General features: G+C 33.2%; 27 protein-coding genes. 17 read left to right on the top strand and 10 right to left on the bottom strand.

The annotated features are described in order from the left end of the window. Nucleotides 1-82: 82 nt before the first annotated feature. The 12 genes from gcvH (at nucleotide 83) to ACNQF9_RS02355 (ending at nucleotide 9,201) form a co-directional block, all read left to right on the top strand. Nucleotides 83-463: a glycine cleavage system protein GcvH gene (gene gcvH / locus ACNQF9_RS02410; RefSeq protein ID WP_417958666.1), complete on the top strand. Its 381-nt coding sequence runs from the start codon at nucleotides 83-85 to the stop codon at nucleotides 461-463. Then, on the top strand, nucleotides 456-833 hold the full coding sequence (locus tag ACNQF9_RS02405; RefSeq protein ID WP_417989571.1) for a VanZ family protein: 378 nt from the start codon (nucleotides 456-458) through the stop codon (nucleotides 831-833). The genes gcvH and ACNQF9_RS02405 overlap by 8 nt, the downstream gene beginning before the upstream one ends. A gap of 237 nt (nucleotides 834-1,070) precedes the next feature. Next, nucleotides 1,071-1,814: a deoxyribose-phosphate aldolase gene (gene deoC / locus ACNQF9_RS02400; protein WP_417958664.1), complete on the top strand. Its 744-nt coding sequence runs from the start codon at nucleotides 1,071-1,073 to the stop codon at nucleotides 1,812-1,814. Beyond that, the gene (locus ACNQF9_RS02395; protein WP_417989570.1) at nucleotides 1,804-3,957 is read left to right on the top strand and encodes a gliding motility protein RemB; all 2,154 of its coding nucleotides are present in this window, start codon (nucleotides 1,804-1,806) and stop codon (nucleotides 3,955-3,957) included. Before deoC ends, ACNQF9_RS02395 begins: the two co-directional genes overlap by 11 nt. Before the next feature lie 104 nt (nucleotides 3,958-4,061). Next, on the top strand, nucleotides 4,062-4,964 hold the full coding sequence (gene cyoE / locus ACNQF9_RS02390; RefSeq protein WP_417989569.1) for a heme o synthase: 903 nt from the start codon (nucleotides 4,062-4,064) through the stop codon (nucleotides 4,962-4,964). A gap of 2 nt (nucleotides 4,965-4,966) precedes the next feature. Further along, the gene (locus ACNQF9_RS02385) at nucleotides 4,967-5,554 is read left to right on the top strand and encodes a cytochrome c oxidase subunit 3 (protein WP_417958661.1); all 588 of its coding nucleotides are present in this window, start codon (nucleotides 4,967-4,969) and stop codon (nucleotides 5,552-5,554) included. Between the two features lie 42 nt (nucleotides 5,555-5,596). Beyond that, nucleotides 5,597-6,574 (top strand): cytochrome c oxidase subunit 3, encoded by a 978-nt coding sequence (locus ACNQF9_RS02380; protein ID WP_417958660.1) that lies wholly within the window; start codon nucleotides 5,597-5,599, stop codon nucleotides 6,572-6,574. Nucleotides 6,575-6,592: 18 nt separating this feature from the next. Further along, a complete protein-coding gene (locus ACNQF9_RS02375) occupies nucleotides 6,593-6,943 on the top strand; it encodes a cytochrome C oxidase subunit IV family protein (protein ID WP_417958659.1) in 351 nt (116 codons plus the stop codon). Nucleotides 6,944-7,018: 75 nt separating this feature from the next. Continuing rightward, a complete protein-coding gene (locus tag ACNQF9_RS02370; RefSeq protein WP_417958658.1) occupies nucleotides 7,019-7,660 on the top strand; it encodes a hypothetical protein in 642 nt (213 codons plus the stop codon). Nucleotides 7,661-7,672: 12 nt separating this feature from the next. Then, complete coding sequence (locus tag ACNQF9_RS02365; RefSeq protein ID WP_417989568.1) at nucleotides 7,673-8,359, top strand: SCO family protein; 687 nt, start codon at nucleotides 7,673-7,675, stop codon at nucleotides 8,357-8,359. Nucleotide 8,360: 1 nt separating this feature from the next. Then, complete coding sequence (locus ACNQF9_RS02360; RefSeq protein ID WP_417958656.1) at nucleotides 8,361-8,945, top strand: DUF420 domain-containing protein; 585 nt, start codon at nucleotides 8,361-8,363, stop codon at nucleotides 8,943-8,945. Nucleotides 8,946-9,027: 82 nt separating this feature from the next. After that, nucleotides 9,028-9,201, top strand: coding sequence for a hypothetical protein (locus ACNQF9_RS02355; protein ID WP_417958655.1), 174 nt, complete (start codon nucleotides 9,028-9,030; stop codon nucleotides 9,199-9,201). 31 nt (nucleotides 9,202-9,232) lie between these two features. On the opposite strand, the gene ACNQF9_RS02350 is transcribed toward ACNQF9_RS02355, so the two are convergent. Further along, complete coding sequence (locus tag ACNQF9_RS02350) at nucleotides 9,233-10,642, bottom strand: DUF4403 family protein (RefSeq protein ID WP_417958654.1); 1,410 nt, start codon at nucleotides 10,640-10,642, stop codon at nucleotides 9,233-9,235. Nucleotides 10,643-10,836: 194 nt separating this feature from the next. Between ACNQF9_RS02350 and ACNQF9_RS02345 the strand changes: the two genes are divergently transcribed. The 3 genes from ACNQF9_RS02345 (at nucleotide 10,837) to tsaB (ending at nucleotide 14,270) form a co-directional block, all read left to right on the top strand. Then, complete coding sequence (locus ACNQF9_RS02345; protein ID WP_417958653.1) at nucleotides 10,837-12,207, top strand: TolC family protein; 1,371 nt, start codon at nucleotides 10,837-10,839, stop codon at nucleotides 12,205-12,207. Between the two features lie 6 nt (nucleotides 12,208-12,213). Beyond that, nucleotides 12,214-13,518, top strand: coding sequence for an efflux RND transporter periplasmic adaptor subunit (locus ACNQF9_RS02340; RefSeq protein ID WP_417958652.1), 1,305 nt, complete (start codon nucleotides 12,214-12,216; stop codon nucleotides 13,516-13,518). A gap of 83 nt (nucleotides 13,519-13,601) precedes the next feature. After that, entirely contained in the window at nucleotides 13,602-14,270 is a 669-nt protein-coding gene (tsaB, locus tag ACNQF9_RS02335) for a tRNA (adenosine(37)-N6)-threonylcarbamoyltransferase complex dimerization subunit type 1 TsaB (protein WP_417958651.1), read from the top strand. Nucleotides 14,271-14,295: 25 nt separating this feature from the next. Here the strand turns inward: tsaB and ACNQF9_RS02330 are convergent, their stop codons facing one another. From ACNQF9_RS02330 to ACNQF9_RS02315, 4 genes are all read right to left on the bottom strand, one after another. Further along, a complete protein-coding gene (locus ACNQF9_RS02330) occupies nucleotides 14,296-15,132 on the bottom strand; it encodes a mechanosensitive ion channel family protein (RefSeq protein WP_417958650.1) in 837 nt (278 codons plus the stop codon). Between the two features lie 81 nt (nucleotides 15,133-15,213). Further along, the gene (locus ACNQF9_RS02325) at nucleotides 15,214-15,990 is read right to left on the bottom strand and encodes a hypothetical protein (protein WP_417958649.1); all 777 of its coding nucleotides are present in this window, start codon (nucleotides 15,988-15,990) and stop codon (nucleotides 15,214-15,216) included. Between the two features lie 496 nt (nucleotides 15,991-16,486). Next, a complete protein-coding gene (locus tag ACNQF9_RS02320) occupies nucleotides 16,487-16,687 on the bottom strand; it encodes a dodecin family protein (RefSeq protein ID WP_417989567.1) in 201 nt (66 codons plus the stop codon). A gap of 115 nt (nucleotides 16,688-16,802) precedes the next feature. Further along, nucleotides 16,803-17,702 carry a NifU family protein gene (locus tag ACNQF9_RS02315; protein ID WP_417958647.1) on the bottom strand — a complete coding sequence of 300 codons (900 nt, stop codon included), beginning with the start codon at nucleotides 17,700-17,702 and terminating at the stop codon, nucleotides 16,803-16,805. 168 nt (nucleotides 17,703-17,870) lie between these two features. Here ACNQF9_RS02315 and ACNQF9_RS02310 point away from each other — a divergent pair, with 168 nt between their 5' ends. Beyond that, a complete protein-coding gene (locus ACNQF9_RS02310; RefSeq protein WP_417989566.1) occupies nucleotides 17,871-18,869 on the top strand; it encodes a PorP/SprF family type IX secretion system membrane protein in 999 nt (332 codons plus the stop codon). An 11-nt stretch (nucleotides 18,870-18,880) separates the two neighbouring features. Then, the gene (locus ACNQF9_RS02305) at nucleotides 18,881-19,399 is read left to right on the top strand and encodes a gamma carbonic anhydrase family protein (RefSeq protein ID WP_417989565.1); all 519 of its coding nucleotides are present in this window, start codon (nucleotides 18,881-18,883) and stop codon (nucleotides 19,397-19,399) included. 7 nt (nucleotides 19,400-19,406) lie between these two features. Here ACNQF9_RS02305 and murI read toward each other — a convergent pair whose 3' ends face one another. The 5 genes from murI to ACNQF9_RS02280 form a co-directional block, all read right to left on the bottom strand. Further along, nucleotides 19,407-20,186: a glutamate racemase gene (gene murI / locus ACNQF9_RS02300; protein WP_417989564.1), complete on the bottom strand. Its 780-nt coding sequence runs from the start codon at nucleotides 20,184-20,186 to the stop codon at nucleotides 19,407-19,409. A gap of 111 nt (nucleotides 20,187-20,297) precedes the next feature. Then, complete coding sequence (locus ACNQF9_RS02295) at nucleotides 20,298-20,798, bottom strand: OmpH/Skp family outer membrane protein (protein WP_417958643.1); 501 nt, start codon at nucleotides 20,796-20,798, stop codon at nucleotides 20,298-20,300. Between the two features lie 21 nt (nucleotides 20,799-20,819). After that, on the bottom strand, nucleotides 20,820-21,845 hold the full coding sequence (locus ACNQF9_RS02290; RefSeq protein WP_417989563.1) for an OmpH family outer membrane protein: 1,026 nt from the start codon (nucleotides 21,843-21,845) through the stop codon (nucleotides 20,820-20,822). A 34-nt stretch (nucleotides 21,846-21,879) separates the two neighbouring features. Next, nucleotides 21,880-24,612 (bottom strand): BamA/OMP85 family outer membrane protein, encoded by a 2,733-nt coding sequence (locus tag ACNQF9_RS02285; protein ID WP_417989562.1) that lies wholly within the window; start codon nucleotides 24,610-24,612, stop codon nucleotides 21,880-21,882. Continuing rightward, entirely contained in the window at nucleotides 24,545-25,285 is a 741-nt protein-coding gene (locus ACNQF9_RS02280) for an isoprenyl transferase (protein WP_417958640.1), read from the bottom strand. Before ACNQF9_RS02280 ends, ACNQF9_RS02285 begins: the two co-directional genes overlap by 68 nt.

Below are 25,285 nucleotides of genomic sequence, written 5' to 3'. Positions count from 1 at the left end.
CAAAATCTAAACCAGATTTGAACAGAAGATTGTTACATTTGTCACAGAGAATTTCAATTAATAATTATCAATTACAATTTAGATGAACATACCAGCAAATTTAAAGTACACTAAAGATCACGAATGGATTAGTATTGACGGCGATATCGCAACAGTAGGGATCACTGATTTTGCACAAAAAGAATTAGGGGATATTGTATATGTTGAGGTAGAAACGTTAGACCAAACATTAGAGAAAGATGAAGTTTTTGGAACAGTAGAGGCCGTTAAGACAGTTTCAGATTTATTTCTTCCTATTGCAGGTGAAATTATTGCTTTCAATGATACTTTAGAGAGTACTCCTGAAAGTGTGAATTCAGATCCATATGGTGCTGGATGGATGATCAAAATTAAAATAGCAAATTTGGATGAAGTCGATGGGTTACTTTCCAGCGATTCGTATAAAGAATTAATAGGTGCTTAAACAATTCTATTTTTGGGCTGCTATACTATGGGCCGGAACAATTGCTTTTTTTTGTTTGGTACAATTGAATAATGTCCCTTTGGGAAATGTTGCAAATTTAGACAAATTTGTCCATGCTTTTTTTCATTTTGTATTGACAATGCTTTGTTTCTTGGTCTTAAAAAGTCGGTCGAATGCAATAAATGGTTTAAAACCCTTAATGGTTTCGTTTCTGTTTTCTGTTATTTTTGGCATTGGAATTGAAATTGCGCAGGAGATGTTAACCAAAACCAGACATGCAGATGTTTTTGATGTTTTAGCAAATTTGTCTGGAGCAACCTTAGCTGCAGGAGTTGTGATTTTATTTGGACTGAATACTAAGCAAAGATAACTCTCAAAAAATATATAAAGTCCCACTTCGGTGGGATTTTTTGTTTTTGGGTGTTTTACAAAGGCAATATTTATGTACGTAAGACTGTTGTTTAGGATGTGTTTTTTATAAACTAAGTCAAATATTTGTCATAGTTCTAAATAAATCAAATAGAAGAGTTTTATATGAAAGTTATGTTCGGATAAAATGTATTTTTGTGTGTTATAATTTGGTAAAATTAAGAAATCAAAAAACGCTATGAATATCAGGCAATATTTAGATTCCACCTATTTAAAAACTGCGGAGCAAGCGGGTATGAATGAAACGCAAAATAGTCTTGTTGCTCAGGGATTCGTTCAGGAAGCTATTGAGGAGCATTTTAAACTGATTATGATTCGTCCTGAAATGGTTTCAATTGCTAAAAATATGATAACAAAAGCTAATTCGATTCTACAGATTGGAACTGTGATTGATTTTCCTGAAGGCAAATCTTCAGTTGAAGATAAACTTAAAGAAGCCCTTAATGCGATTCAAGATGGTGCCGATGATTTGGATTTTGTTTGCAATTATGAAGCTTTCAAAGATGGTAAAACTGATATAATAAAAGAAGAAATCTTAAAATGTACTCAATTAGGGTTATCTAATAATAAAGTAGTAAAGTGGATTATTGAAGTAGCGGCACTTAATGATAAAGAAATTATTCAATTATCAAGTTTGATAAAAAATGTAATTGTTTCTAATTTCGAACAAGAGTTTTTTTCTAAGGTTTTTGTGAAGTCCTCAACAGGATTTTATAAAACGGAGAATAATTTACCAAATGGAGCTACTATTTCAGCAATAATGATGATGCTTGAAAATGCATGTCCTCTTCCGGTGAAAGCTGCAGGGGGAGTCAGAACGTATGAAGAAGCTGTTGCGATGATTCAGTTGGGTGTAAAACGAATAGGAACCTCCGGGGCAAAAAGGATTGCTGATGGTCAAAATTTAGATAATGAATATTAATTTGAAAAAGAAATTAAGCATGAAAAAAGGATTGTTCACATTGCTTTTGCTGTTGTATTCCTTTTTTATTTCTGCTCAGGAAATAACAAGTGTAACGGTACAATCCGGTAATTCTGCAGAACGTTTTCCTGTTTTTTCCAATTGTGTGAACGTGCAGTCTAAAGTATTGGAGAATTGCTTTTACGATCAAGTACAGGATTTTGTTTTTGCAAATTTTGAAGTTGCAGAGCATTTAAAAGAAAATGGTTTCCAGGGTAATGTAAAAGTACTTTTTGAGGTAAACGGCGAGGGTTTTTTTAAAGTGATTTATGTGGATGCCATTGAGGAGAAATTGATAGAAGAAACGAAAAGAGTTTTTAGTGAATTTCCCAAAATACAACCTTCAACGTATAACGGAAAACCAACCTATGCGAGATTTACAATGGCAATTTCGATCCCATTGAAAAGCAGAGCGGAAGTAGTTGCTGAAACATTGGCACAAGCCGAAATCATACCAAACAATACTAAAAAGCTAACAGAGCTGGATAGTATTGTTTATAAGAAATTCAATAGTCCTGAATTAGAAAGTCATTTAAATGTTCCTTTCTCGCATAGCTATTATGCGCAATTTGATGCTTCATTAAATCAGATGGGAAGCAACAATCATACAGCTTCTAAACCCTACACGTATGCTGAGGTATCAAAGTATTATGACCTGAAAGGAGTCAATGAGAAGTTAAAAAAGAAGGCCTCAAGTTGGTGGGCGAGAAAGTTATGGAATGAAAATACTGTAGAAATTCAAGGGGAAGGCTACTGGTTTACACTGAATCCTATTTTTGATGTACAAGTTGGGAAAGCATCAAAAAGTGAAGCGTCCTATACCTATGTGAATACACGGGGCATTAATTTTCGCGGCGGTTTAGGAAAAACGCTGAATTTTACCACAACTGTTTTTGAAAGTCAAGGCCGTTTTTCGGACTACTACAATCGTTATGCCGAATCCATTAGACCTGCGGGGGGAAATCCTGCAATTATCCCTGGTATTGGAATTGCAAAAGATTTTAAAACGGATGCCTATGATTTCCCTTTGGCAGAAGCCAATTTGACGTTTGCTCCTAGTAAATATATTGATTTACAGCTGGGTTATGGGAGGAATTTTATAGGCGATGGTTACCGTTCTTTGTTAGAAAGTGATGGCGCCAGTCCCTATCCGTACTTTAAATTGAATACGAATTTCTGGAAAATTAAATATACCAATACTTATATGTGGCTCAAAGATGTTCGTCCCGAAGTAACATTGGAACGAACCTACGCTACTAAGTTTATGGCAAATCACTATTTGAGTTGGAATGTTTCGAATAGATTGAATCTTGGCTTTTTTGAGTCGGTGATTTGGACGAATACTAATGACAGAGGTTTTGATGTAAGTTTTGTGAATCCAATTGTTTTTTATCGCTCTGTTGAGTTTGCATCTTCCGCGAGAAGCGGAAATGCGATTTTAGGGTTGACCTATAAATACAAATGGAGCAATCAAATTAATTTACACGGACAATTTATTCTAGATGAATTTTCTCTTGGTGATGTCAAGAAAAGAGACAATAGTTGGAAAAACAAATATGGCTATCAGCTAGGCGTCAAGTATTACAATGCTTTCAAGGTGGATAATTTACTAGTGCAATTAGAGTACAATCATGTCCGTCCCTATGTCTATTCTCATAGTATGCCGATCACTAATTATGGGCACAACAATCAAAGTATAGGACATCAATGGGGAGGAAATTTTAAGGAATTAATCGCCATAGCCCGTTATCATAAAGGGCGGTATTTTACTGATGTAAAATTGACTACCGGAACTCGAGGATTGGATTTTGATACAACACAAGATAATTTCAATTATGGAGGAAATATCTATAAAGATTATGATGAAAACAGACCTTTTGATAGTGGTGTAAAAGTGGGTCAGGGAAATAAAACGGCAGTTTTTATTGCTGATTTACAAGGGGGATATCTGATAAATCCAACAACAAATTTAAAACTTTTTGGTAGTTTTATTTATAGAAGTTTTGACCCAACCAAAAATACGGCAACTACTTTTAGAGAAAGTACGAATTGGTTTACTTTGGGGTTAAGGGCAGATATCTTTAATTGGTATTTTGATTATTAATTTTTATTTTTGTTTTGTATTTTTTTTTATGAATTGTTTTTTGTCAAATCCCTTTTGATACCCTACTTTTGCAAAAGTTTTTACAAAGCAAATAATCTTTAGCATTGAACGCAACACAAAGTACTGTTTCATTAAAATCTGTTTACATTGATTTCAGAGAAATCACTAAAGCTCGACTTGCTATTAGTGTCGTGTTTTCTTCTATTGCAGGATTTATACTTGGAATTTATGACTTCCATTCTCTGGATTGGATGGTGTTGTTAAAGTTGGCTATTGGGGGATATTGTATGGTGGGTGCTTCCAATGCTTTTAATCAGGTTATCGAAAAAGATTTAGATGCCTTAATGGATCGAACGAAAAATCGTCCCGTTCCGGCAGGGAGGATGTCTAGAATGACAGCGTTAATTATAGCGAGCCTTTTAACATTGATAGGACTTGCATTACTTTATACGATCAATCCTAAAACCGCTATGTTTGGCGCTATTTCAATATTTTTATATACAAGTGTCTATACCCCATTAAAAACGATGACTTCATTATCTGTTTTTGTGGGTGCTTTTCCAGGAGCTATTCCTTTTATGTTGGGTTGGGTTGCGGCGACAGGTGAGTTTGGGATAGAAGCGGGAACCTTATTTCTAATACAGTTTTTTTGGCAATTCCCTCATTTTTGGGCGATTGGTTGGTTTTTGTATGAAGACTATGAGAAAGCGGGTTTCTTTATGTTGCCCACAGGTAAGAAAGACAAAGGCACGGCTTTGCAGATTATTTTATATACAGTTTGGCTTATTTTAGCATCGCTTTTACCTGTTTTAGGATACACAGGACGGTTGTATATAACGCCAATTGCCGCAATTGTTGTATTTTTACTTGGACTATGGATGTTGTTTTATTCCATTCGCTTGTACAAATTAAGAACTGCAAAAGCAGCAAGGACTTTAATGTTAGTCAGTGTTTCTTATATTACATTATTACAGTTAGTTTATATAGTTGATAAATTTTTAAGATAGTTATGGAGATGATAATGACAGCAGCTGAACAAAAATCGAGAACGGCAAGGTCCTACAAATTGATTTTATTGTTCGCCATGGTAAGTATGACCATGATGTTCGCGGGACTTACAAGTGCTTTTGTGGTAAGTAAATCCAGAGCAGATTGGTTGAAGGACTTTCAATTGCCAACAGCATTTTATTACAGTACAATTGCAATTATAGGATGCAGTATCACTTTTCATTTGGCAAAAAAAGCGATTCAAAAAAACAATCAAACTGGTACTACAAAGCTTCTTTTAGCTACCTTAGCATTGGGAATAATTTTTGTAATTTTACAGTTTGTAGGTTTTGGTCAAATAGTAGATAATGGTTATTATTTCACCGGAAGTGGAAGTTCAATCACCACTACTTTTTTATATGTTGTAACCGTTGTGCACTTGTTTCACCTAGCTGGTGGCGTGATTTCACTTCTGATTATAATTTATAATCATTTTAAACAAAAATACAATTCATCTCAAACCCTTGGAATTGAACTAGGTGCAATGTACTGGCACTTTCTGGACATATTGTGGGTTTATTTGTTTTTGTTTTTATATTTCTTTAAATAAGAAAAAAACGTAAATTTGGGAACTTTTTAACGAATAACTTTTATGGAAGCGACAGTTACTACTGCAAATAGTGAAGAAAAAACTTGGGGAGGCGGCAATGAGCCAATGGGAGCAAGTTATGGCAAATTAATGATGTGGTTTTTTATCGTATCAGATGCTTTAACGTTCTCTGGATTTCTAGCGGCGTATGGTTTTTCACGATTTAAATTTATTGAAACATGGCCGTTAGCGGATGAAGTGTTTACACATTTTCCATTCATGCACGGAGTATCTGCTCCGATGTATTATGTGGCATTAATGACTTTTATTTTGATTTTTTCATCTGTAACAATGGTTTTGGCCGTTGATGCAGGGCATCAAATGAAAAAGAACAAGGTAGTTCTTTACATGTTTTTAACCATTATCGGAGGTTTGATTTTCGTAGGATCTCAAGCATGGGAATGGAAAAATTTCATCAAAGGCGAATATGGCGCTATTGAAACAAAAGGAGGTAGTTTGCTTCAATTTGTGGATAAAGAAGGACATCGAGTAGCTTTGGCTGATTTTGCTGCAACTCTACCGGAAGAAAGAGAACAATTGACACCAAATAAAGGGAGATGGTTCATGAGTGAACCTGCTTTACCATCGTACTCTGTAGCTGAAGTGCAAGCGGGTTTTAAAGCACATCCAGAACTTTTGATCAGAACCGAGGTAATAACCAAAGAAAAGAGAAAAACAATTCTTTCAAGAGTAGAATCTGAAGCACGATTGAGTCAGGCACATTATGTTGTTGAAGGGGCTAATTTGCAAAGAAACGAATATGGAAGTAAATTATTTGCTGACTTCTTTTTCTTTATCACTGGATTTCACGGATTTCACGTTTTTTCAGGAGTCATAATTAATATTATTATATTTTTCAATGTATTAATTGGGACGTATGAAAAAAGAAAGAGTTATGAAATGGTAGAAAAAGTAGGGCTTTATTGGCACTTTGTCGATTTAGTTTGGGTATTTGTATTCACAGTTTTCTATCTAGTTTAATTTCAAAAAGTAATTATCATGTCACACGAACACGTATCTAACATAGGTAGAATCTGGAAAGTTTTCGGAATATTATCTGCCGTTACAGTAGTAGAAGTCTATTTGGGGATATTGAAACCAGATTTTCTTTTCATGAATGATTTTTTAAGTATGAATTTACTTAATTGGATATTCTATGCTCTTACTATTTTTAAAGCATATTACATTGTATGGGCATTTATGCACATGGAAGGTGAAAAAAGTACTTTAAGAAGTGCAGTTGTTTTTCCAGTAATTTTTCTGATTTTATATTTACTCTTTATTCTTTTGACTGAAGGGGATTATATTTATGAGGTTTTTAAGAATTCTACCATTAAATGGAATTTTTAACAAGATATTAATTCAATAAAAGGGTACGCATTGCGTACCTTTTTTTATTTTTGTACTTTAAATAGTAGCATTACAATGAAAAAAAATATTGTTCTTTTCGTTCTTTTTATTTTACCTATCGTAGCCTATCTTTTTTTCGCTTCTGGGGTAAATGGATTTACTAAATTGCCAACGGTCACACCTAACACTGCAGATTTTGGAAATTGGCACTCTTTAGACGGTAAAAAAGTTAGTTTGAATGGTAAAGTAACTATTCTGGGATTTTCTGGAACGGAGCTTTTAAAAAACCGAGGAAATCTTTTCAATTTAAATCAAAAAATTTACCAGAGGTATCATGAATTCAAAGATGTTCAGTTTGTGGTAATTTGCCCAACCGGAACTGAAAAAGATGCTAAAAAAGTAGTTGATGCTTTGTCTGCTTTTACGGATGTTGCCCAATGGCGTTTTATCTTCGCCTCTCCTCAAGAGATTAATACTTATTATGCTCAATTAAAATTGGTTGAGAACTTAGATGATAAGTTGGGAACTCCTAAGGTCTATATTATTGATAAAAAACGAAATCTTCGAGGAAGAAAGTTAGTAAAGAATACCAAAGAGGGCTATAATACATTTCATCCAGCAGAATTGAGTAATGAAATGTTAGATGATTTTAAAGTAATTCTTTATGAATACCGTGCAGCTCTCAAAAAAAATAATAATGCTACAAGACAAATTTAATTTTTATATTATATGTTTAAAAATAAATCATACATAGGAATTTCTTTTATCATTTTGATCTTTGGTATTTATGCAGTTCCAAAAATAGTAGATAGGATTAAAAACGACAAAGTAGTTCAAGGAGAGCGGCTCGACAGAGTCAATCCAAAAACTGCAGAAGATGATTTGTTAATTAAGATAGGTCCAGCACCTAAATTTGAATTATTAAATCAAGATAATAAGAAAGTTAATAATGAAACTTATAAAGGTAAAGTGTACGTCTTAGAGTTTTTCTTTGCAACCTGTCCTACAATATGCCCAAAAATGAATGAAAGTCTGTTGGTTCTTGAAAAAACTTTTTTTGGCAATCCTAATTTTGAAATTGTTTCTATAACTATAGATCCAGAGCATGACACGTCAGAAGTATTAAAAGAGCATGCAAAGCTATTAGGCGTAAAATCATCAAATTGGAATTTTCTTACAGGAGATAAAGCCTATATTTTTAATCTAGCCAACAAAGGGTTTAATTTATATGCAGGAGAAAATAAAAAAGTGGCAGGAGGGTTTGAACATTCAGGTTTGTTTGCCTTGATTGATAAAAATGGAAATATTCGTTGTAGAAATGATGAATATGGAAATCCAATTTTATATTATGATGGGTTAGATAAAAAAGGGGTGAGAAACATCCAGCAAGACATTAATATTTTATTAAAAGAATAAAATGGAAAACATTTCTTTAGAACAAAAATTCAGCAAGTTAATAATAGCAGTATCCGTAATAATACCGGTAGCTGTTGCTATTCTTTTTGGCGTAAAGTTAAAAGACCTTGGATATGATGTGGAACCTCTTTCTTTTTTGCCTCCTATTTATGCAACAACCAATGGCATTACTGCAGTTTTGCTAATTGGGGCGGTAATTGCGATTAAGAATGGTAAAAGAGCACTTCATGAAAGGTTGATGACAAGTGCTATCGCGCTATCAATTGCTTTTCTTGTAATGTATGTTGCTTATCATATGACTTCGGTTTCAGCTGTGTTTGGAGATTCAAATCATAATCTTATATTGGAGGACTCAGAAAAATTAAGTATAGGATCCTTAAGAATTGTTTATTTACTGATTTTAATTACCCATATTATTTTATCTATTGCCATTATTCCTATGGTCTTGATAACATATGTTAGAGCATTGGCACAAAATTTTGATAGGCATAAAAAAATTGCCAGAATCACTTTTCCTATTTGGTTGTATGTTGCTGTGACCGGAGTGGTTGTTTATTTAATGATTTCACCTTATTATGTATATTAAAACCAATTGTTCAGAATCAAGAGTAAAAACAATGAGAACCGTGTTTGTTTACTTTTCTGTACTGTTTTGTAGCTTGTTTTCAATGACCGCAAAAGCACAATGTGCCATGTGTCGCGCAGCATTAACAAGTAAAGACAATACAGTAACAGCTGCAGCTGTCAATGATGGAATTGTTTATCTAATGGTCATTCCATATATTCTTGTTGCGGGAATTGGGTATGCTATTTATAAAATGAAAAAGAATAAATCAAGTTAATAATCTTTGAATTTCTGGATGTAGAAAAAATCTATTGTAATCCATTTACGGATATATTCACAATGCCTTTTACTTTTATAAAAGCTAGAATTGCTTGATTTGTTAATTGGATTTTTTGGAATTGAATCTCTTCCATTTTTCCATTTATAAAAACACCCTGCATGGGCGAATAATTTTTCAAATAAATCATTATATTTTTTTGGCCCTCTTCGAGGTTTGGTTTTATGGAGTAGCGACAGTTTTGTTGTATTTTTTTGAGTACTAAACCTTGTGCAAGCCAATTTGCCGTTCGTATCAATTTATTTTTGGTATCCAAAACATAATCCAATTGGTCAAAAAATATTTCTTTAGTTTTGTCGTTATATTGTGGAAAACCGGTCAAATATAGTGTTCCGTTTACAGATCCTAATACGTCTAAAGCAATTATCATTTTTCCTTTTTTGTGCCAGATTGCCACATTTTGTACTTTGACTTTTTTAGAGCCAGACCCAAATTCCTGTCCGACAAAATTCTTGCTCATGATTTTTGAGGCTTCATGATAGCTCGAAACAGCGATAATATTTGCGGTAATTTCCTCGGGAATTTTAGCTACGGGTTTTAAGACAATTTTGGATGGGTTGAATTTGGATTCTGGTTGTTTGCCGATGAATGTTTCCATGTTACACTTCATACCCATTTCTATTACGAAAGTATCATTTTTAAGTTTGGCATTGGTTGAGTAAATTTCAATTGGTACAATTCGAAACCAGCTTTCATAATTGTCATTCATGAGAAAAGGAACGCAAATTTTTTCTAAAGCTGTCAAAACAGTAGGTTTAAAATCCATAGCTTTTGCAATAGCATCGTCAATTTTCTTTTCAATTTTCGATTTGAAAAGTTTTATGCCAGGATTAATTAAATAGGTAACTGGAACATTTTTCCCAAAAACTGCCATGGTAGGACTTTCGTTCCAGTCTAATGATTTTAGTTCTGTTTTAGTATCTAATTTCCAATTTATCAAAGCCACATCGCTTACTAAAGTAACAACACCATTGAGGTTGAATTCTCTGGTATCATACATTTCGATACCCATTTTTTTTGTGCCAATTCTATATTTAATGGTAGCTTTTAATGGTAAAACGGTTCTTATTTTTTCGCTTTTTGTACTAGCATCATTTTTTATTGTAATGGGCGCCATTTTCCAAACTTTTATTTCAATATTGTCGTCTTCAATATTGCTGTCCTCATATATGAGTCCAGTGAGTATTGAGTTGGTTTGATTTTCAATATCTTTAAGTTTAATACTAATGGGCATGTTAACAAAGGAGGCAAGGTTATCATACACTAAAGGTGTAGCATCATCTGGCTCAGGTTTTAAAGCCTCAATTTTGTTGGATGTAGCGCAACTGGTTAGTACTAGGGTAGTAAGAATTATAAATAGAGAAGATGAAAATTTATACATTTTGTTTTAGTTAAGTCAGGCAAAATTAGGAAAACAATTCTTTTTTTATGAATTTTTGTAACAAATGCGAAGTTCTAATGTCTAATTGTTTTATAGTTGATTTGTAGATAAAATAGTTCCTATTATTTCATAAATCTTTAATAGAAAAAGTTAAATTTGTTTTGCAGTTATGCTGCACTTTTATTCAAAAATATATGAAAAAAAGAAGTTTTTTTAGTTTAGTTATCATTTTAATTTGTTCCGTAACAATGCAGGCACAAACCAAAATGTGGACTTTAGACGAATGTGTTAAATATGCTTTGCAAAATAATATTTCGATTAAACAATCCGAATTGGATTCAAAGACTGCACTAATCGATAAAAAAGGAGCCATCGGAAATTTTCTTCCTTCTCTTAATGCAAGTGCTTCTCATTCTTGGAATATCGGTTTAAACCAAGATATTACTACAGGGCTTTTACGGAATCAAACTACTCAGTTTACTTCAGCGGGTGCTAATGTAGGGGTAGATATCTACAAAGGGCTACAAAATCAAAATACACTTCGTAGAGCCAATCTTTCTATAATAGCTGCCAAATACCAATTGTTGAAAATGCAAGAAGATATTGCCTTAAATGTTGCCAATGCTTTTTTGCAAATACTTTTTAACAAAGAAAATTTAAAAGTACAAAAAGAACAATTAGGGATCAATGAAAAGCAATATGCACGTTCAGAAGAATTGGTTAAAGCTGGATCAATTCCTAGAGGGGATTTATTAGATGTTCGCGCTACCGTGGCCTCTAATAATCAAAACGTTATTAATGCAGAAAATGCGTTGTTGATTTCTAAATTAAGTTTGGCTCAATTGTTACAGTTAAAAGATTTTGAAAATTTTGATGTAATTGATGATACAAATATCCGGGATGAAAATAATATCATGGTTCAAACTCCAGCTGCTATTTACAACAAAGCGGTAGAAAATAGAACAGAATTAAAAATTGCGAGAGCTAATTTAGAGATTGCCAAAAAAGACGTAGAAATCGCAAAAGGAGCTTTTCAGCCTACTTTACAAGGTTTTTATAGTTTTAATAGTCGGGTCTCGTATGCCGATGTTCCAGTATTTGATGCTATGGGAAATATAATTGGTACAAGAAATTCAGCGCCATTTTTCAATCAGTTTGGAGACAATAAAGGACAGTCTTTTGGAGCACAATTATCAGTCCCAATTTTCAATGGATTTTCAGTGCGCAACAATGTGGAGCGTGCTAAGGTAAGTTTAGAACGATCAAAAATAGCCGTTGAACAACAGGATTTAGATTTGCAAAGAAATGTTTTTACTGCGTTTACGGATGCAAAAGGAGCGCTTAATGCTTATGAATCATCAGTTGTTGCACTAGATGCAAGGCTGGGGGCGTACAATTATGCGAAAGAAAGATACGATGTGGGTTTGATGAATTCATTTGATTTTAACCAATCCCAGACCTTATTGACCAATGCGCAATCAGAAGTTATTAGAACCAAGTACGATTATATTTTCAAAATCAAAATATTAGAATTCTATTTTGGAATTCCTCTTATCAAAAACTAATTTATTATGTCTAAGAAAACAATTTATATTTTAATAGGCGGAGCAATAGTAGTCATTGCAGGCCTTGTAATACTTTCAAAATCGGGTGTTATTGGTAACAAAGATAAAGGAACAGAAATAGAAATAGCTCAAGTTATACCTACAACGATTGTTGAAACTGTTTCGGCGACAGGGAAAATTCAACCAGAAATTGAAGTAAAAATTTCATCAGAAGTGTCTGGAGAGATTATTTCTTTGAATGTAAAAGAAGGACAAGTAGTAAAAAAAGGAGATTTATTGGTTAAGATAAATCCAGATTTATACACTTCGGGGTACAATCGTTCGGTGTCCAATTTATCTGGAACTAGAGCAAACTTAAGTCAAGCAGATGCTTCTTTTAAAGAATCTAAATCTAATTACGATAGAAACAAAACCTTATTTGATAAGGGAATTATTTCAAAAGCAGATTGGGACAAAGCATTGGCTGCTTATGAGGTTGCAAAAGCAGCTAAGCAAACCGCGTATTTTAATGTTCAAAGTGCTTCTGCAACTGTAAGTGAAGCCAAAGATAATTTAGGGCGTACTACCATTTACGCTCCTGCAGATGGAACTATTTCAATGTTAAACGTAGAATTAGGGGAGCGCGTTTTAGGAACCCAACAAATGACAGGAACAGAGATTCTAAGAGTGGCCAACTTGAATAATATGGAAGTTGAAGTAGATGTTAATGAGAATGATATTGTAAAAATTAAAGTGGGGGATGAAGCCAATGTAGAAGTTGACGCTTATTTAAAAAAACAATTCAAGGGGATTGTAACCAGTATATCTAATTCGGCAAGTTCTGCATTGACAGCAGATCAGGTAACTAATTTTAAAGTTAAAATTAGAATTCTTAAAGAATCCTACGAAGATTTATTAGAAGGTAAACCCGATACTTATTCCCCGTTCAGACCTGGAATGACTGCAACAGTGGATATTATTACGGAAACAAAAAGCAATGTATTATCTGTGCCAATTAGTTCGGTAGTTGTAAAATCAGATACCGCAGCTGTAAAAGAAATTGTAGTAGTAGATCCTAATGAAGAGCAAAAAGGAGCTGCTCCAAAAAGTGATAAAAAATTCGAATGTGTATTTGTAAAAGTGGGAGATAAAGCCAAAATTAGAATCATTAAAACCGGAATTCAAGACGACACAAATATTGAGGTTTTAATAGGTCTTAAAAAAGGAGATGTGGTCATTACGGGACCATATTCCACAGTAACTAAGGATCTGAATTCAGGAGACAGAGTAGCATTGCTAACGGATAAAGAAAAAGGAGTAAGCAAAAAATAGCCAGTATTAATAACATTTTGAGAATCACAATTCTAAACTTTACTTTTAGAATTGTGATTTTCATGTTAAAATAAAATCTGAAATTGAAATACATATTAAATATTGAAACGGCAACTAAAAACTGTTCTGTAGCTCTAGCCAAAGAAGGGAAAACAATTGTTTATAAAGAAATTGCTGAAGAAGGATATTCTCATGCAGAACGACTCCATGTTTTTATTGAAGAAATTATAAAAGAAGCTGGAATTACCCTCAACGATTTGTCAGCCATCGCTGTAAGTCAAGGCCCGGGGTCCTACACAGGATTGCGAATCGGAGTTTCAGCAGCTAAGGGGCTTTGTTTTGCATTGGATATTCCATTGATTGCAGTAGACACCTTACAGGCATTGGCCTCTCAAGTGACTATTTCAAGCGGATTAATCATTCCTATGATTGATGCGAGAAGAATGGAAGTCTACAGTTCAATTTTTACACCTAATTTAGAACGAAAACGGGAAGTTCTTGCCGAAATTATCACTGAAAATTCGTTTGATAATTTGCACGAAACAGTTTATTTTGTTGGAGATTGTGCAGAAAAATGTAAGTCCGTGTTGACTAAAGATAATTATGTTTTCTTAGAGAATATTACCTATCCCTCCGCTAAAGAAATGAGTTCATTGAGTTATGAAAAATTCAAAATAAACGACACGGTTGATCTCGCTTATTTTGAACCGTATTACCTAAAAGATTTTATGATTACTGCTCCAAAGAAATAAATTATATTTTGGAATAAATCAATTTTTACAGTAAGGGATCAGTAGTTTTAGACGACTCTTTTACAAAAGGCTGAATAACAATTCCCGCTACGTCAAAAGCTTGTTTGCAATTTTCCAATGTATCCGCATAAACGCCCCAAAAATCTTCATTTGTTGCCCATGGCCTTACTGCTAATTGAATAGCACTATCGGTCAGATTTTTTACAGAAACCTCGGCAGCAGGTATTTGCAACACTTTTGGATTGTTTTTTAAAACACCAGTAATAATATCTTTCACTTTTTTGATGTCTGTATCATAGGAAATAGCAATGGTCAAATCAGCTCTTCTGATTTTTTGTAGTGAATAATTGATAATGTTGCCATTTGATAAAGAGCCATTAGGAACAAAAATGGTTTGATTGTTTGCTGTTATTAATTTGGTCACAAATATTTGTATTTCGCTAACCGTCCCAGTTACTCCTTGGGCTTCGATTGTATCATTGACTCTAAAAGGTTTGAATACAATAATTAGCATTCCTCCTGCAAAGTTAGATAGGGATCCCTGTAGTGATAAACCTACTGCAAGTCCCATAGCACCAAGTATGGCTACAAATGAAGAGGTTTCGATTCCTAGTTTGGAAATAAAAGATACAAATAAGATGACTCTTAATACCCACAGGAGAATGTCAGCTAGAAAGCGCGTCAGTGTGGGGTCTAAATTTTTTTTTACCATTATTCTTCGAATGAATCTATTGATGAGTCTAATAATATAAAGACCGGCAAATAGAATAATAAAGGCAGAAATCAATTTTGGAGAATAGTCAATTAATACTTTTAGAAAAGTGTTGGCGTAAGTAGTAAGTTGATCGGGATTTAAATTCATTTTTTGTATACTAAAAAACCTTCTCATAGGAGAAGGTTAAGTTTGAAAGACAAAAATACGAATAAATTTTTTTTCAATAAATTAATCAGCGTCTTCTTCTATTTTATTTATAATTTCTTTAGTATTTTTTTTGGTTTCTTCATCTAAATCAGTTTTTTCTTTTACGTTTTCAATAGTATCGGAAGTAGTAGTTTTGGTTTCATGGACTAAATTTTCCATTTTGTCAGCAGCTGTATCGGCTTTTTCTTTTACGGTTTCTATAGTATTTGAAAGATCAATTTTAGCTTCAGGGACTAAATTTTCTACTTTGTCAGCAGTTGTATCAGCTTTTTCTTTTACGGTTTCTATAGTATCTGAAATATCAGTTTTGGTTTCATGGACTAAATTTTCCATTTTGTCAGCAGTTGTATCGGCTTTTTCTTTTACGGTTTCTATAGTATCTGAAATGCCGGTTTTGGCTTCACTAGTTAAATTTTCTACTTTGTCAGCAGTTGTACCAGCTTTTTCTTTTACATTATCTACTATATTATCAAGAGCGTCTTTTGTTTTCTCTGAATGTTCGGTTATCACTTCTTTAGTATGGCCCGTAAAATTTTCTACTTTCTCTAAAAGTGGTGCAGCTGTTTCTTTTATTTTTTCGAAAGTGTCTTCGGCAAAAACTTCTGCCTTTTCAAGATAAGGTATTGCAGTCTCTTTCGCTTTTTCAAATGTTTCTTCTGCGAAAGTCTCTGCTTTTTCTAGATAAGGCGATGCCGTTTGTTTTGCTTGTTCGAAAGTTGTTTCTGCTTTGTCCACTAATTCAGTGGCAGTTTCTTTGGCAGTGCCAAATAATTTTTTTAAAAAAGAAGATAGTCCCATGGTGTTTTTATTTGATTAGTCTTACAATAGTAATCAATTTTTCCTATGATTACTTTATTAAATCATTAATAATTTGCTGATAATCAGTATTTGGCACGATCCAGATAATCATTGGTACAGGATATAATAGTTTTCTTAGTTTGGTTGTCTGGAATTTAGAAAGGATAGTGTGAGTTTTTGCGCTCTAGTAAAACTAAATTAATACTGTACTGACTTTTTTACAACATGCTAACGCTTTGCTTATATACGATGTTGACTGGAGCAACTCTCGTTTTCCTATTTATTAAGGATTCTTAGCTTTCTAATTTATTGCATTTATGGCCGGGTAATAAATAAGTAAGTTTTATCCTAAATTGTTTAGCATGAATATTTTATCTCTTGTTGTGCTTATAATATTTATCCGTGACGGTAATGATTTGAACGAAACGCGGGAGGTGATTTTTAAACAAAAATAAAGCATCTCAAGTGAAACGCTTTATTTTTGTTTTTAATTGCCTTATTCTAGTTCGAAAGTCAATTTTAGATTCACTCTAAATTCTGTAATGACACCCTCATTAATTGTTGCACTTGGCTCGTGAACATAGATAGAACGAATGTGTTTTATTGATTTAGCAGCCTTAGTAACTCCTTTTCGAGCTGCATCCTCCCAACTTATTTCTGAGTTTGAAAGGATTTCAATTACTTTTAATATTGACATGATTTCTATTTGTTATAGTTAAACATAAATTTACCAATTTTTTTTAAATTTTCAATTTAAAAATGATAAAATTTTAATGTAACAGTAAGAATATCAGCAGTGTATGGTTTTTTATTTAGGCATTGATAGCTTCGACTTTGATGCTTTCATCATTCAGCATACTTTTTAACATGTTTTCGATACCGCTTTTTAAAGTAAAAGTTGACGAAGGACAACCACTACAAGCACCTTGTAAGATCACTTTTACGATCTTATCATTTTCATTGTAAGAGTCAAAAGCTATATTTCCACCATCAGCCTGTACTGCTGGTTTTACATATTCTTCTAATATGTTAATAATTTGTTGTGACGTGGTATCCAGATTGTCAAAATCTTTTGATTTTGTACTTTCTTCTGCAATGACTGTGGCCACATAATTTTCATCCAAAACAGTTCCGCCGTTTTCAATATATTCTTTGATAAAACTTCTTAATTCTAAGGTTATTTCTTGCCATTCATTGATTTCATATTTGATTACTGAAATATAGTTTTCATCAATAAATATTTCTTTTACATACGGAAATTTGAAAAGTTCTTTTGCTAATGGTGAAGCAGCAGTTTGATCAATGTTTTTGAATTCTATAGCGTTTTTAGTTAGCATTCTACTCACTACAAATTTTAATGCAGATGGATTTGGTGTTGATTCGCCATAAACCGTAACGGGCTGTTTTTTCGTTTTATTTTCGTCAACAGTAATGATCGTTCCGCCATTGGTGACAAATTTCTCGATTTGTTCTGCTACGGCCTCCTTTACATCTTCCCATTCTACAATATTGTATTTTTCGATTGCTATGAAATTCCCGGAAATGTAAACTGTTTTTACAAAAGGCAAATAAAATAATTGTTGTGCAAGTGGAGATGTTTTTGCTTCGTCAATATTTTTAAATTCAAAACTTTGGTTTTGTGTTATAAAATCTTGAAATTCAAACTTTAATATAGTTGGGTTTTGTGTCTCTTTTATGGTAACTTTGTTCATGTCTTTGGAAATTTTTACAAATTTACTAAAGTTATTTTCTATGAATAACTATATTTGAATTTTTAATGAATAAATTAACTTTATTTTAATTTTTAGATTAAAAATTTGACCGTTTTCTTTACCTTTAAATATGATCTTGAATTATTTAATTCACTAAAAAGTATTTCAATGTATTATCGAATTAAAATTTTATCTGTATTACTTTTTATATCACATTATTCTTTTTCACAGGAAGGTATTCCTGTATATTCAGACTATTTATCGGACAATTACTATTTAATACATCCTTCAATGGCTGGTGCGGCAAACTGTGCTAAAATTAGGCTGACTGGTCGAAAGCAGTGGTTTGATCAGCAAGATGCTCCGGAATTGCAAACACTTAGTTTTAACGGGAGAGTAGGAGAAAAAGCGGGAGCTGGTATTATTTTGTTTAATGATAAGAACGGTTATCATTCCCAGAAGGGTATTAAGTTTACATATGCTTATCATTTAATGTTTTCCAGAGATGAAATTGATTTAAACCAATTGTCTTTCGGAATGAGTGCAGGCTTAATTCAAAGTCAACTAGACGAAACGGAGTTCAGGCAATCTGGTGATTTTGATCCAATCATTAATGGTACGGTGGTGCAAAAAGATTCTTATTTCAATGTTGACATTGGCGCATCCTATAATTATTTAGATTTTTATGCACATGCTACAGTGAAGAATGCGATTGAGACTAGAAGAACGATTTATACAGAATATGAAAGTGATAATCTGAGGAAATTTTTATTGAGCGCAGGATATATCTTTGGAGACAGTGAGAAAATATTATGGGAACCGTCACTTTTATTTCAAATGGTGGATCAAACAAAAGAAAAATCCATTGATATAAATATTAAAGCCTACAAAAACTTAGATTTTGGTAGAGTTTGGGCAGGATTGTCTTATCGAAGAAGTTTTGATGGTGCTGAATACAGAGACGGAAATACTATCTCAAAACAAAAACTGCAATATATTACGCCAATTGTAGGAATTAATTTTGATAAATTTATGTTTGCATATACTTATTCCCAACTATCAGGAGCTGTAAAATTTGATAATGGTGGCTATCACCAAATTACTTTAGGAATCGATTTGTTTTGTAGAGCCGTAAAATATGATTGTAAATGCCCTGCGATAAATTAATTTATTAAAATATGCTAATTAAAACTGTTAATGGTAAATCACCTTCTATTCCGGAGGATTGTTATGTAGCCGAGAATGCAACTATAGTAGGAGACGTCACCTTTGGCACAAATTGTAGTGTTTGGTTTAATGCTGTAATTCGTGGAGATGTGAATTTTATTAAAATTGGAAATAAAGTAAACATACAAGATGGGGCAGTGATCCACTGTACCTATAAAAAACATCCAACCATTATAGGGAATAATGTTTCTATTGGCCATAATGCAATTGTACATGGTTGTACCATACATGACAATGTATTGATTGGAATGGGAGCTATAGTAATGGACAATTGTACTATTGAAAGCAATTCTATTATTGCTGCGGGAGCTGTTGTCACTCAAAATACGATTGTAGGACAAGGAACAATTTGGGCTGGTGTTCCTGCAAAGAAAGTAAAGGATCTTGACCAGTCTAACTTCGCTGGAGAGATTGAGCGTATCTCAAATAATTATGTAATGTACTCGAGTTGGTTCAAAGAAGTAGAATAGTGTAATTTTAAAAACTTTTTTCCTCAACGGCATATTTATTTCCTAAAATTTCCTTTAAGACTTTTGGATTTGTATTGGTAAAAAAAACGGAATCACCGTTTTCTTCTGATGTAAAGCCTACTTTTTCTCGTAAAATGTTTTGGGTTTGTTTTGCTACTGCCTGTCCGGAATCTATAATTTGAATGTGTGCTGGAAGTATTTTTTTGATTTGCGGGATCAAATAGGGATAGTGGCTGCATCCTAATACTAAATAATCAATATTAGCTTCGATCATTGGAGTCAGGTAGGAATGAAGCAGTTTAGTCATCTCTGGTGAATTGATATTGCCATTTTCGATAAGTTGTACTAATCCGTGTCCCACTTGTTCAATTATTTTTGTGTCTTGGTACTTCTCAGTAGTTTTATTGAAAAGTGCACTATTGAGCGTACCTTGTGTTGCCAGAATCCCTATAATTTGGGTTTTAGAATGTGTAACCGCTGGTTTTATGGCTGGTTCTATACCAATGATTGGAATAGTATACTTGTCTCTTAACTCTTGAATTGCATTTGTGGTGGCAGTATTGCAAGCCACAACAATTAATTTGCAATTCATTTCAAGTAGAAATTCGGTGTTTTTTATACTCAGTGCTACAATATCTTCTTTGGATTTTTGTCCATAAGGGGCATTTTTACTATCAGCCAAATAGATGGTTTTTTCATTGGGCAATAATTGATGGATTGCTGACCAAATTGAAGTGCCTCCAATTCCGGAGTCAAAAATTCCTATAGCTTGATTATTACTATTCATACAAACAAAGTTACGTGCTACGATTTAAAATTCCTATGATTTAGTACAAACAAAAAAACTGCTCAATCCTAAATATAGGGGAGCAGTTTTTTTTATGATTTCAATTTTTTCTTAGAAACCTAAATCTTTTTTTACATCCATAGTCAAGTTTGGACCATCAGCAAGTAAAAGAGAAGACCCATCAAGAACATATTGGTATCCTTTTGCTTTTCCAACTTTTTGGATTGATGCTCTTACTTTTTCCATAAGTGGCTTCACGATATCAGATTCTTTTTGTTGCAATTCTTTTTGAGCATTGTCTCTAAAGTCAACGATTCTTTTTTGCATGTCCTGTACTTCTTTAGAACGTTCTCCATTTACAGCTTCCGTAACTGTAGCCGCTTCAGTTTCATATTTCTTTAATTTTGCTTGGTATTCTTCTACCATTTTTTTGTAATCAGCATCGTAAGTAGTACTCAATTTATCTAATTGTTTTTGAGCATCTAACATAGCTGGCATTTTTGTCATAATTTCACTTACATCAACATGAGCTGTTTTTGCTTGTGCATTAATTGTTTGATTTGCTCCTAACATTAAAATGGCAGCAATTAGTAGAGTTTTGATTTGTTTCATCGTTTTTAAAATATTAAGTAATTAATTATTGTTTGTATTTTCTTTTAATTTTTCTTCTTTGGCTTTTTTAATAGCTTCCCGGTCTTCCAGTATTTTTTTTCTTCTTTCTTCTAAGATTTTTTTGCGATCTTCTAAAACCTTTTTACGGTCTTCTACTGTTTTTGCTTTGGCATCCGCTTGTTTTTGTTTGGCCTGTTCAGCGGCGGCTTTTATACTGTCTTTAGCTGGATCGGTATTAATTACAGTTGTCGTCGTATCCTCTTTTTTAATATTTGCAGAAACCGTGCCAGTTTTCTTAGCCTCTCTATCGGCAATAATTTGTTTTCTTCGATCATCAAACTCTTGCTTTTTTTGCTCTTGGAGCAATTTTCTGTCCGCTAATATTTTATCTCGGGCTACTTTTTTATCGTCTAAAAGTTTTTTTCTGTCTGCAAGTGCGGGATTATCATCTAGCGCATCTTCTTTATTTTCTCTAGCCTCAGCCTCTTTTAATTGTTTTTTGGTCAGCTGTTCCCTTTTCTCAGTACGATTTAGTATTCGTAAAACCTGCTCACTGATGTCAAATCGTTTTGCTGCGAATAGCATGGTTAAGTCAGAAGTTTTATCAAATATAAAGTCGTATTTAAGTCTTTCTGCAATATCTTGGACTGCGGTAAAAACTTGATCTTGAATTGGTTTGACCAAAATCGATTTTTGAAGGATCAGATCTCCGTTAGCACCAAATCTTTTCTGTTGGTATTCTAAGTTTTCATTTTCAAGAAAGCTAATTTCTGTCTCTCTTTCGGCTATTAATTCTTTAGTTAGTAACGCTTTTTCTGCTCTCAAGGCTTCTTTTAACGTAGTAATTATAATTTTTTTCGCATCAATTTCTAATTTCCATTTTTGAGCTTTTTGTTCTAATTGAATCTTTGCTTCGGTATAATCAGGTACATTTTGTAAAATGTATTCCATATCAATGTACCCCAGTTTATTCCCTCTGGTTTGTGCATTTATTGTTTGGATTGCACTAAAGACTACTAAAAATAGATATAAAAATTGTTTTCTCATAATGCGGCTCTATTAGAAAATCGTATTCCAATTTTTAGAATTGTTGTCCAATGATAAAGTGTGTTTCCCAGCCATTTGCTTTTGCTTGCCCTGGTAATGCATCAAATCCATGTCCGAAATCAATTCCTAATAAACCAAATGCCGGCATGAATACACGTAACCCAACTCCAGCGGAACGGCTTAAAGCAAAAGGATTGTAGGTTTTGAAATCACCAAACGACGAACCTGCTTCCATGAAGGCCAATGCGTAAATAGAGGCAGATGATTTTAAGGTTATTGGATAGCGTAATTCCATTGAGAATTTGTTAAATACGGTTGCTCCGATCTGTTCTGTTGTGCCTTCTTTTACGGGTGTCAATGAATTATTAGGATATCCCCTTAACTGAATAGTCTCTCTACCATCCATAGAAAAATTAGCCAATCCATCACCGCCTAAATAAAATCTTTCGAATGGAACAACGCCTCTTTGCTGATCGTAAGCTCCTAGGAAACCAAATTCAGCTAGTGTTCTAAGTACTAATTTACCATAAATTTTGGTATACCAATCTGCTTTGAATTTTATTTTATAGTACTCTAGCCAATTAAATCTCTTTTGATCTACTTTACTAACATCTGTAGCAGCTAGATTAAAATCGGTAACCTTGTTTCCATTGGTATCTATGTAATCTCCAATATTAACGATATTTCCATTTGCATCAGGTACATTTTGTCTGTCAACGGTATTCCTTAATTTGTACTCTTCCTGATTTCCTAATGTTGCATAATCTACTCCATTCAACAAGGAATAAGGAGGTGTAAGTTTTGCCGACAAACTGAATTCAGAACCATACGTTGGAAATATTGGATTCAATCCTTTGCTACTTCTTGTAAGTCCAATAGTGTATGCTAAGTTTCTTGAAGTTCCATTTCCAAAAGTAAATAATCCGGTATTGTAATTGTTTAAGGCATAATGTTGGTAGCTTAAAGACTGTGACAATACAAAGTAATCATCTGGAACAGTAAGTCTTTTGGCTAATCCTACAGATAGGGTCACGATGTCAAAACTTTTGGTTTTGTCTGCTCTTTGTGTTATAAAATTATTCAAAAACTGTTTACTATAGGACAATGAACTGCTAAACTGCACTGGTTTTTTACCTCCAAACCATGGTTCTGAAAAGGATACACTGTACGTTTGAAAGAAAGTACTGGCCTGTAAACGGAGCGATACTTTTTGACCATCACCCATAGGAAGCGGTTTGTATGCTTCTTTATTGAACATATTTCTTGCCGAAAAGTTGTTGAATGATAGGCCTAGCGTACCAATAAAACCACCTCCACCATAACCACCTTGTAGTTCAATTTGGCTCGATCCTTTTTCCACAAGATTATATTCAATATCTACAGTTCCTGCACCGGAATCAACATTCTTGAATTTTGGGTCAATTGCTTCGGGATCAAAAAACCCTAATTGTCCAATTTCACGAATCGTTCGCACTAATTCATCCTTGCTGTATTTTTCGCCTGGTTTTGTCCGTAACTCACGATAAATAACGCGGTCATTTGTTTTGTCATTTCCTACAACAGTAATTTTATTGAAATAAGCGATTGGTCCCTCTGTGATTCGTATTTCAAAATCAATGGTATCGTTAGCTGTTTTTACTTCAACTGCATTGATGTTAGAAAATAAATAACCGTTGTTTTGGTATAAATTAGTAATGTCTTCAGCATCTGGTTTTGACTTATCTGCAATTCTCTTTTCAAGAAGAACACCATTATAAGTGTCTCCTTTTTTAACACCCAAGATACTAATCAATCCTTGATCTGTATATACGGTGTTGCCTAAAAATTTGATCTCTCCAAAATAATATTTATTTCCCTCTTCTACATTGATTTTAATATTTAAGGCATTTTTATTCTTGTCGTAGGCGACAGAATCTGAGAGTATTCTGGCATCTCTATATCCTTTTTCTTTATAGGTTGCAATTACTTTTTCTAAATCAGTTTTGTATTTGTCTTTAACAAATTTAGAGGCTTTTAAAATTCGAATAATGTTTTTTTGCTTCGTATCTTTCATTGCCTTACGAAGGGTTTTGTCAGATATTTTTGTATTTCCTACAAAATCAATTTTTTGAATTTTTACTTTTTGACCCTTGTCTATAGTAACAAGCATATTAACTTGATTTATTGTAGCGGTATCTTTGACGGTATTAATATTGACTTTGGTATTGTAGTAACCGTCTTTTTTGTATTTGTTTTCGATGTAGTTTTTAGTGGTTGTAATCAGGTTTTCATTAACAACTTTTCCTTTATTAAGGCTGTTGTCTTTAATTAAACCTTCCGTTTTAGTTTTTTTAACTCCTACAAATTTTACCTGATTCAGTTTGGGTAATTCAACAATATTTAAATCAAGATAAATACTATCATTTTGTATTCTGTTTACGTAAAAAGAGATTTCATCAAAGAGTCCTAATTTACCCAGTTTTTTTATTGCACTACTAATTTCTTCCCCAGGAATAGTAATTTGTTGTCCTTTTTGTAAACCAGAAAAAGTAACAACGGTTTGTGAATTGAAACTGATGTCCCCGACTATTGCTACATCGGCCAGAATGTATTTTTTTCCTTGATCAAATGGAACTCTTTCCTGAGCTTTTACTTGTGTAAAACTTCCAAAAATCAAAACGGTAAGGACTATTTTTATGCTTTTATTTAACACTAAAAAATTATTTAATTTGTTCACTTGTTTTTCCAAATCTACGTTCTCTTTTTTGATAACTAATAATAGCCTCATATAAATCTTGTTCTTTAAAGTCTGGCCACAATATATCAGTAAAATATAATTCTGCATAGGCAATTTGCCACAACAAAAAGTTACTTATCCTATGTTCTCCACTTGTTCGTATTAATAAATCTACATCGGGTAAATTTTGCGTGTAAAGATGCTCATTAATAATGGAATCGTCAATAGTGTCTATTGAAATTATATTATTTTTAACTTTACTACAAATGTTTTTGATTGCACTGACAAGTTCTTCTCTAGAGCCATAGCTTAAGGCCAGTGTCAGCGTCATTTGTGTGTTATTTTTTGTCTTGTCAATTACATCAAGGAGTTCTTTTTGAGCTGATTTTGGTAATTTCTCTAAATTACCAATAGCATTAAGCTTGATGTTATTTTTTTGTAGTGTAGTGAGTTCTTTTTTCAAGGAATTGATCAGCACTTTCATTAAAGTCTCCACTTCAAGTCTTGGTCTGTTCCAATTTTCAGTGGAGAAAGCATATAAGGTTAGGAATTCAATACCCAGTTTGGCACTGGATTCAATAATTACTTTAACTGATTTTGTTCCGCTTTCATGTCCCAAAGCTCGTAAAAGTCCCTGCTGTTTTGCCCAACGCCCATTTCCATCCATAATGATGGCTAAGTGCTTGGGTAATCTTGTCGCGTCTATATTCTCTAGTAAATTCAT

The sequence above is a fragment of the Flavobacterium amylolyticum genome, assembly GCF_048284335.1.
In the GTDB taxonomy this organism is placed as follows: domain Bacteria; phylum Bacteroidota; class Bacteroidia; order Flavobacteriales; family Flavobacteriaceae; genus Flavobacterium.
Note: the sequence above shows the minus strand (reverse complement) of the source record. Positions and strands in the feature narration are given on the sequence as shown.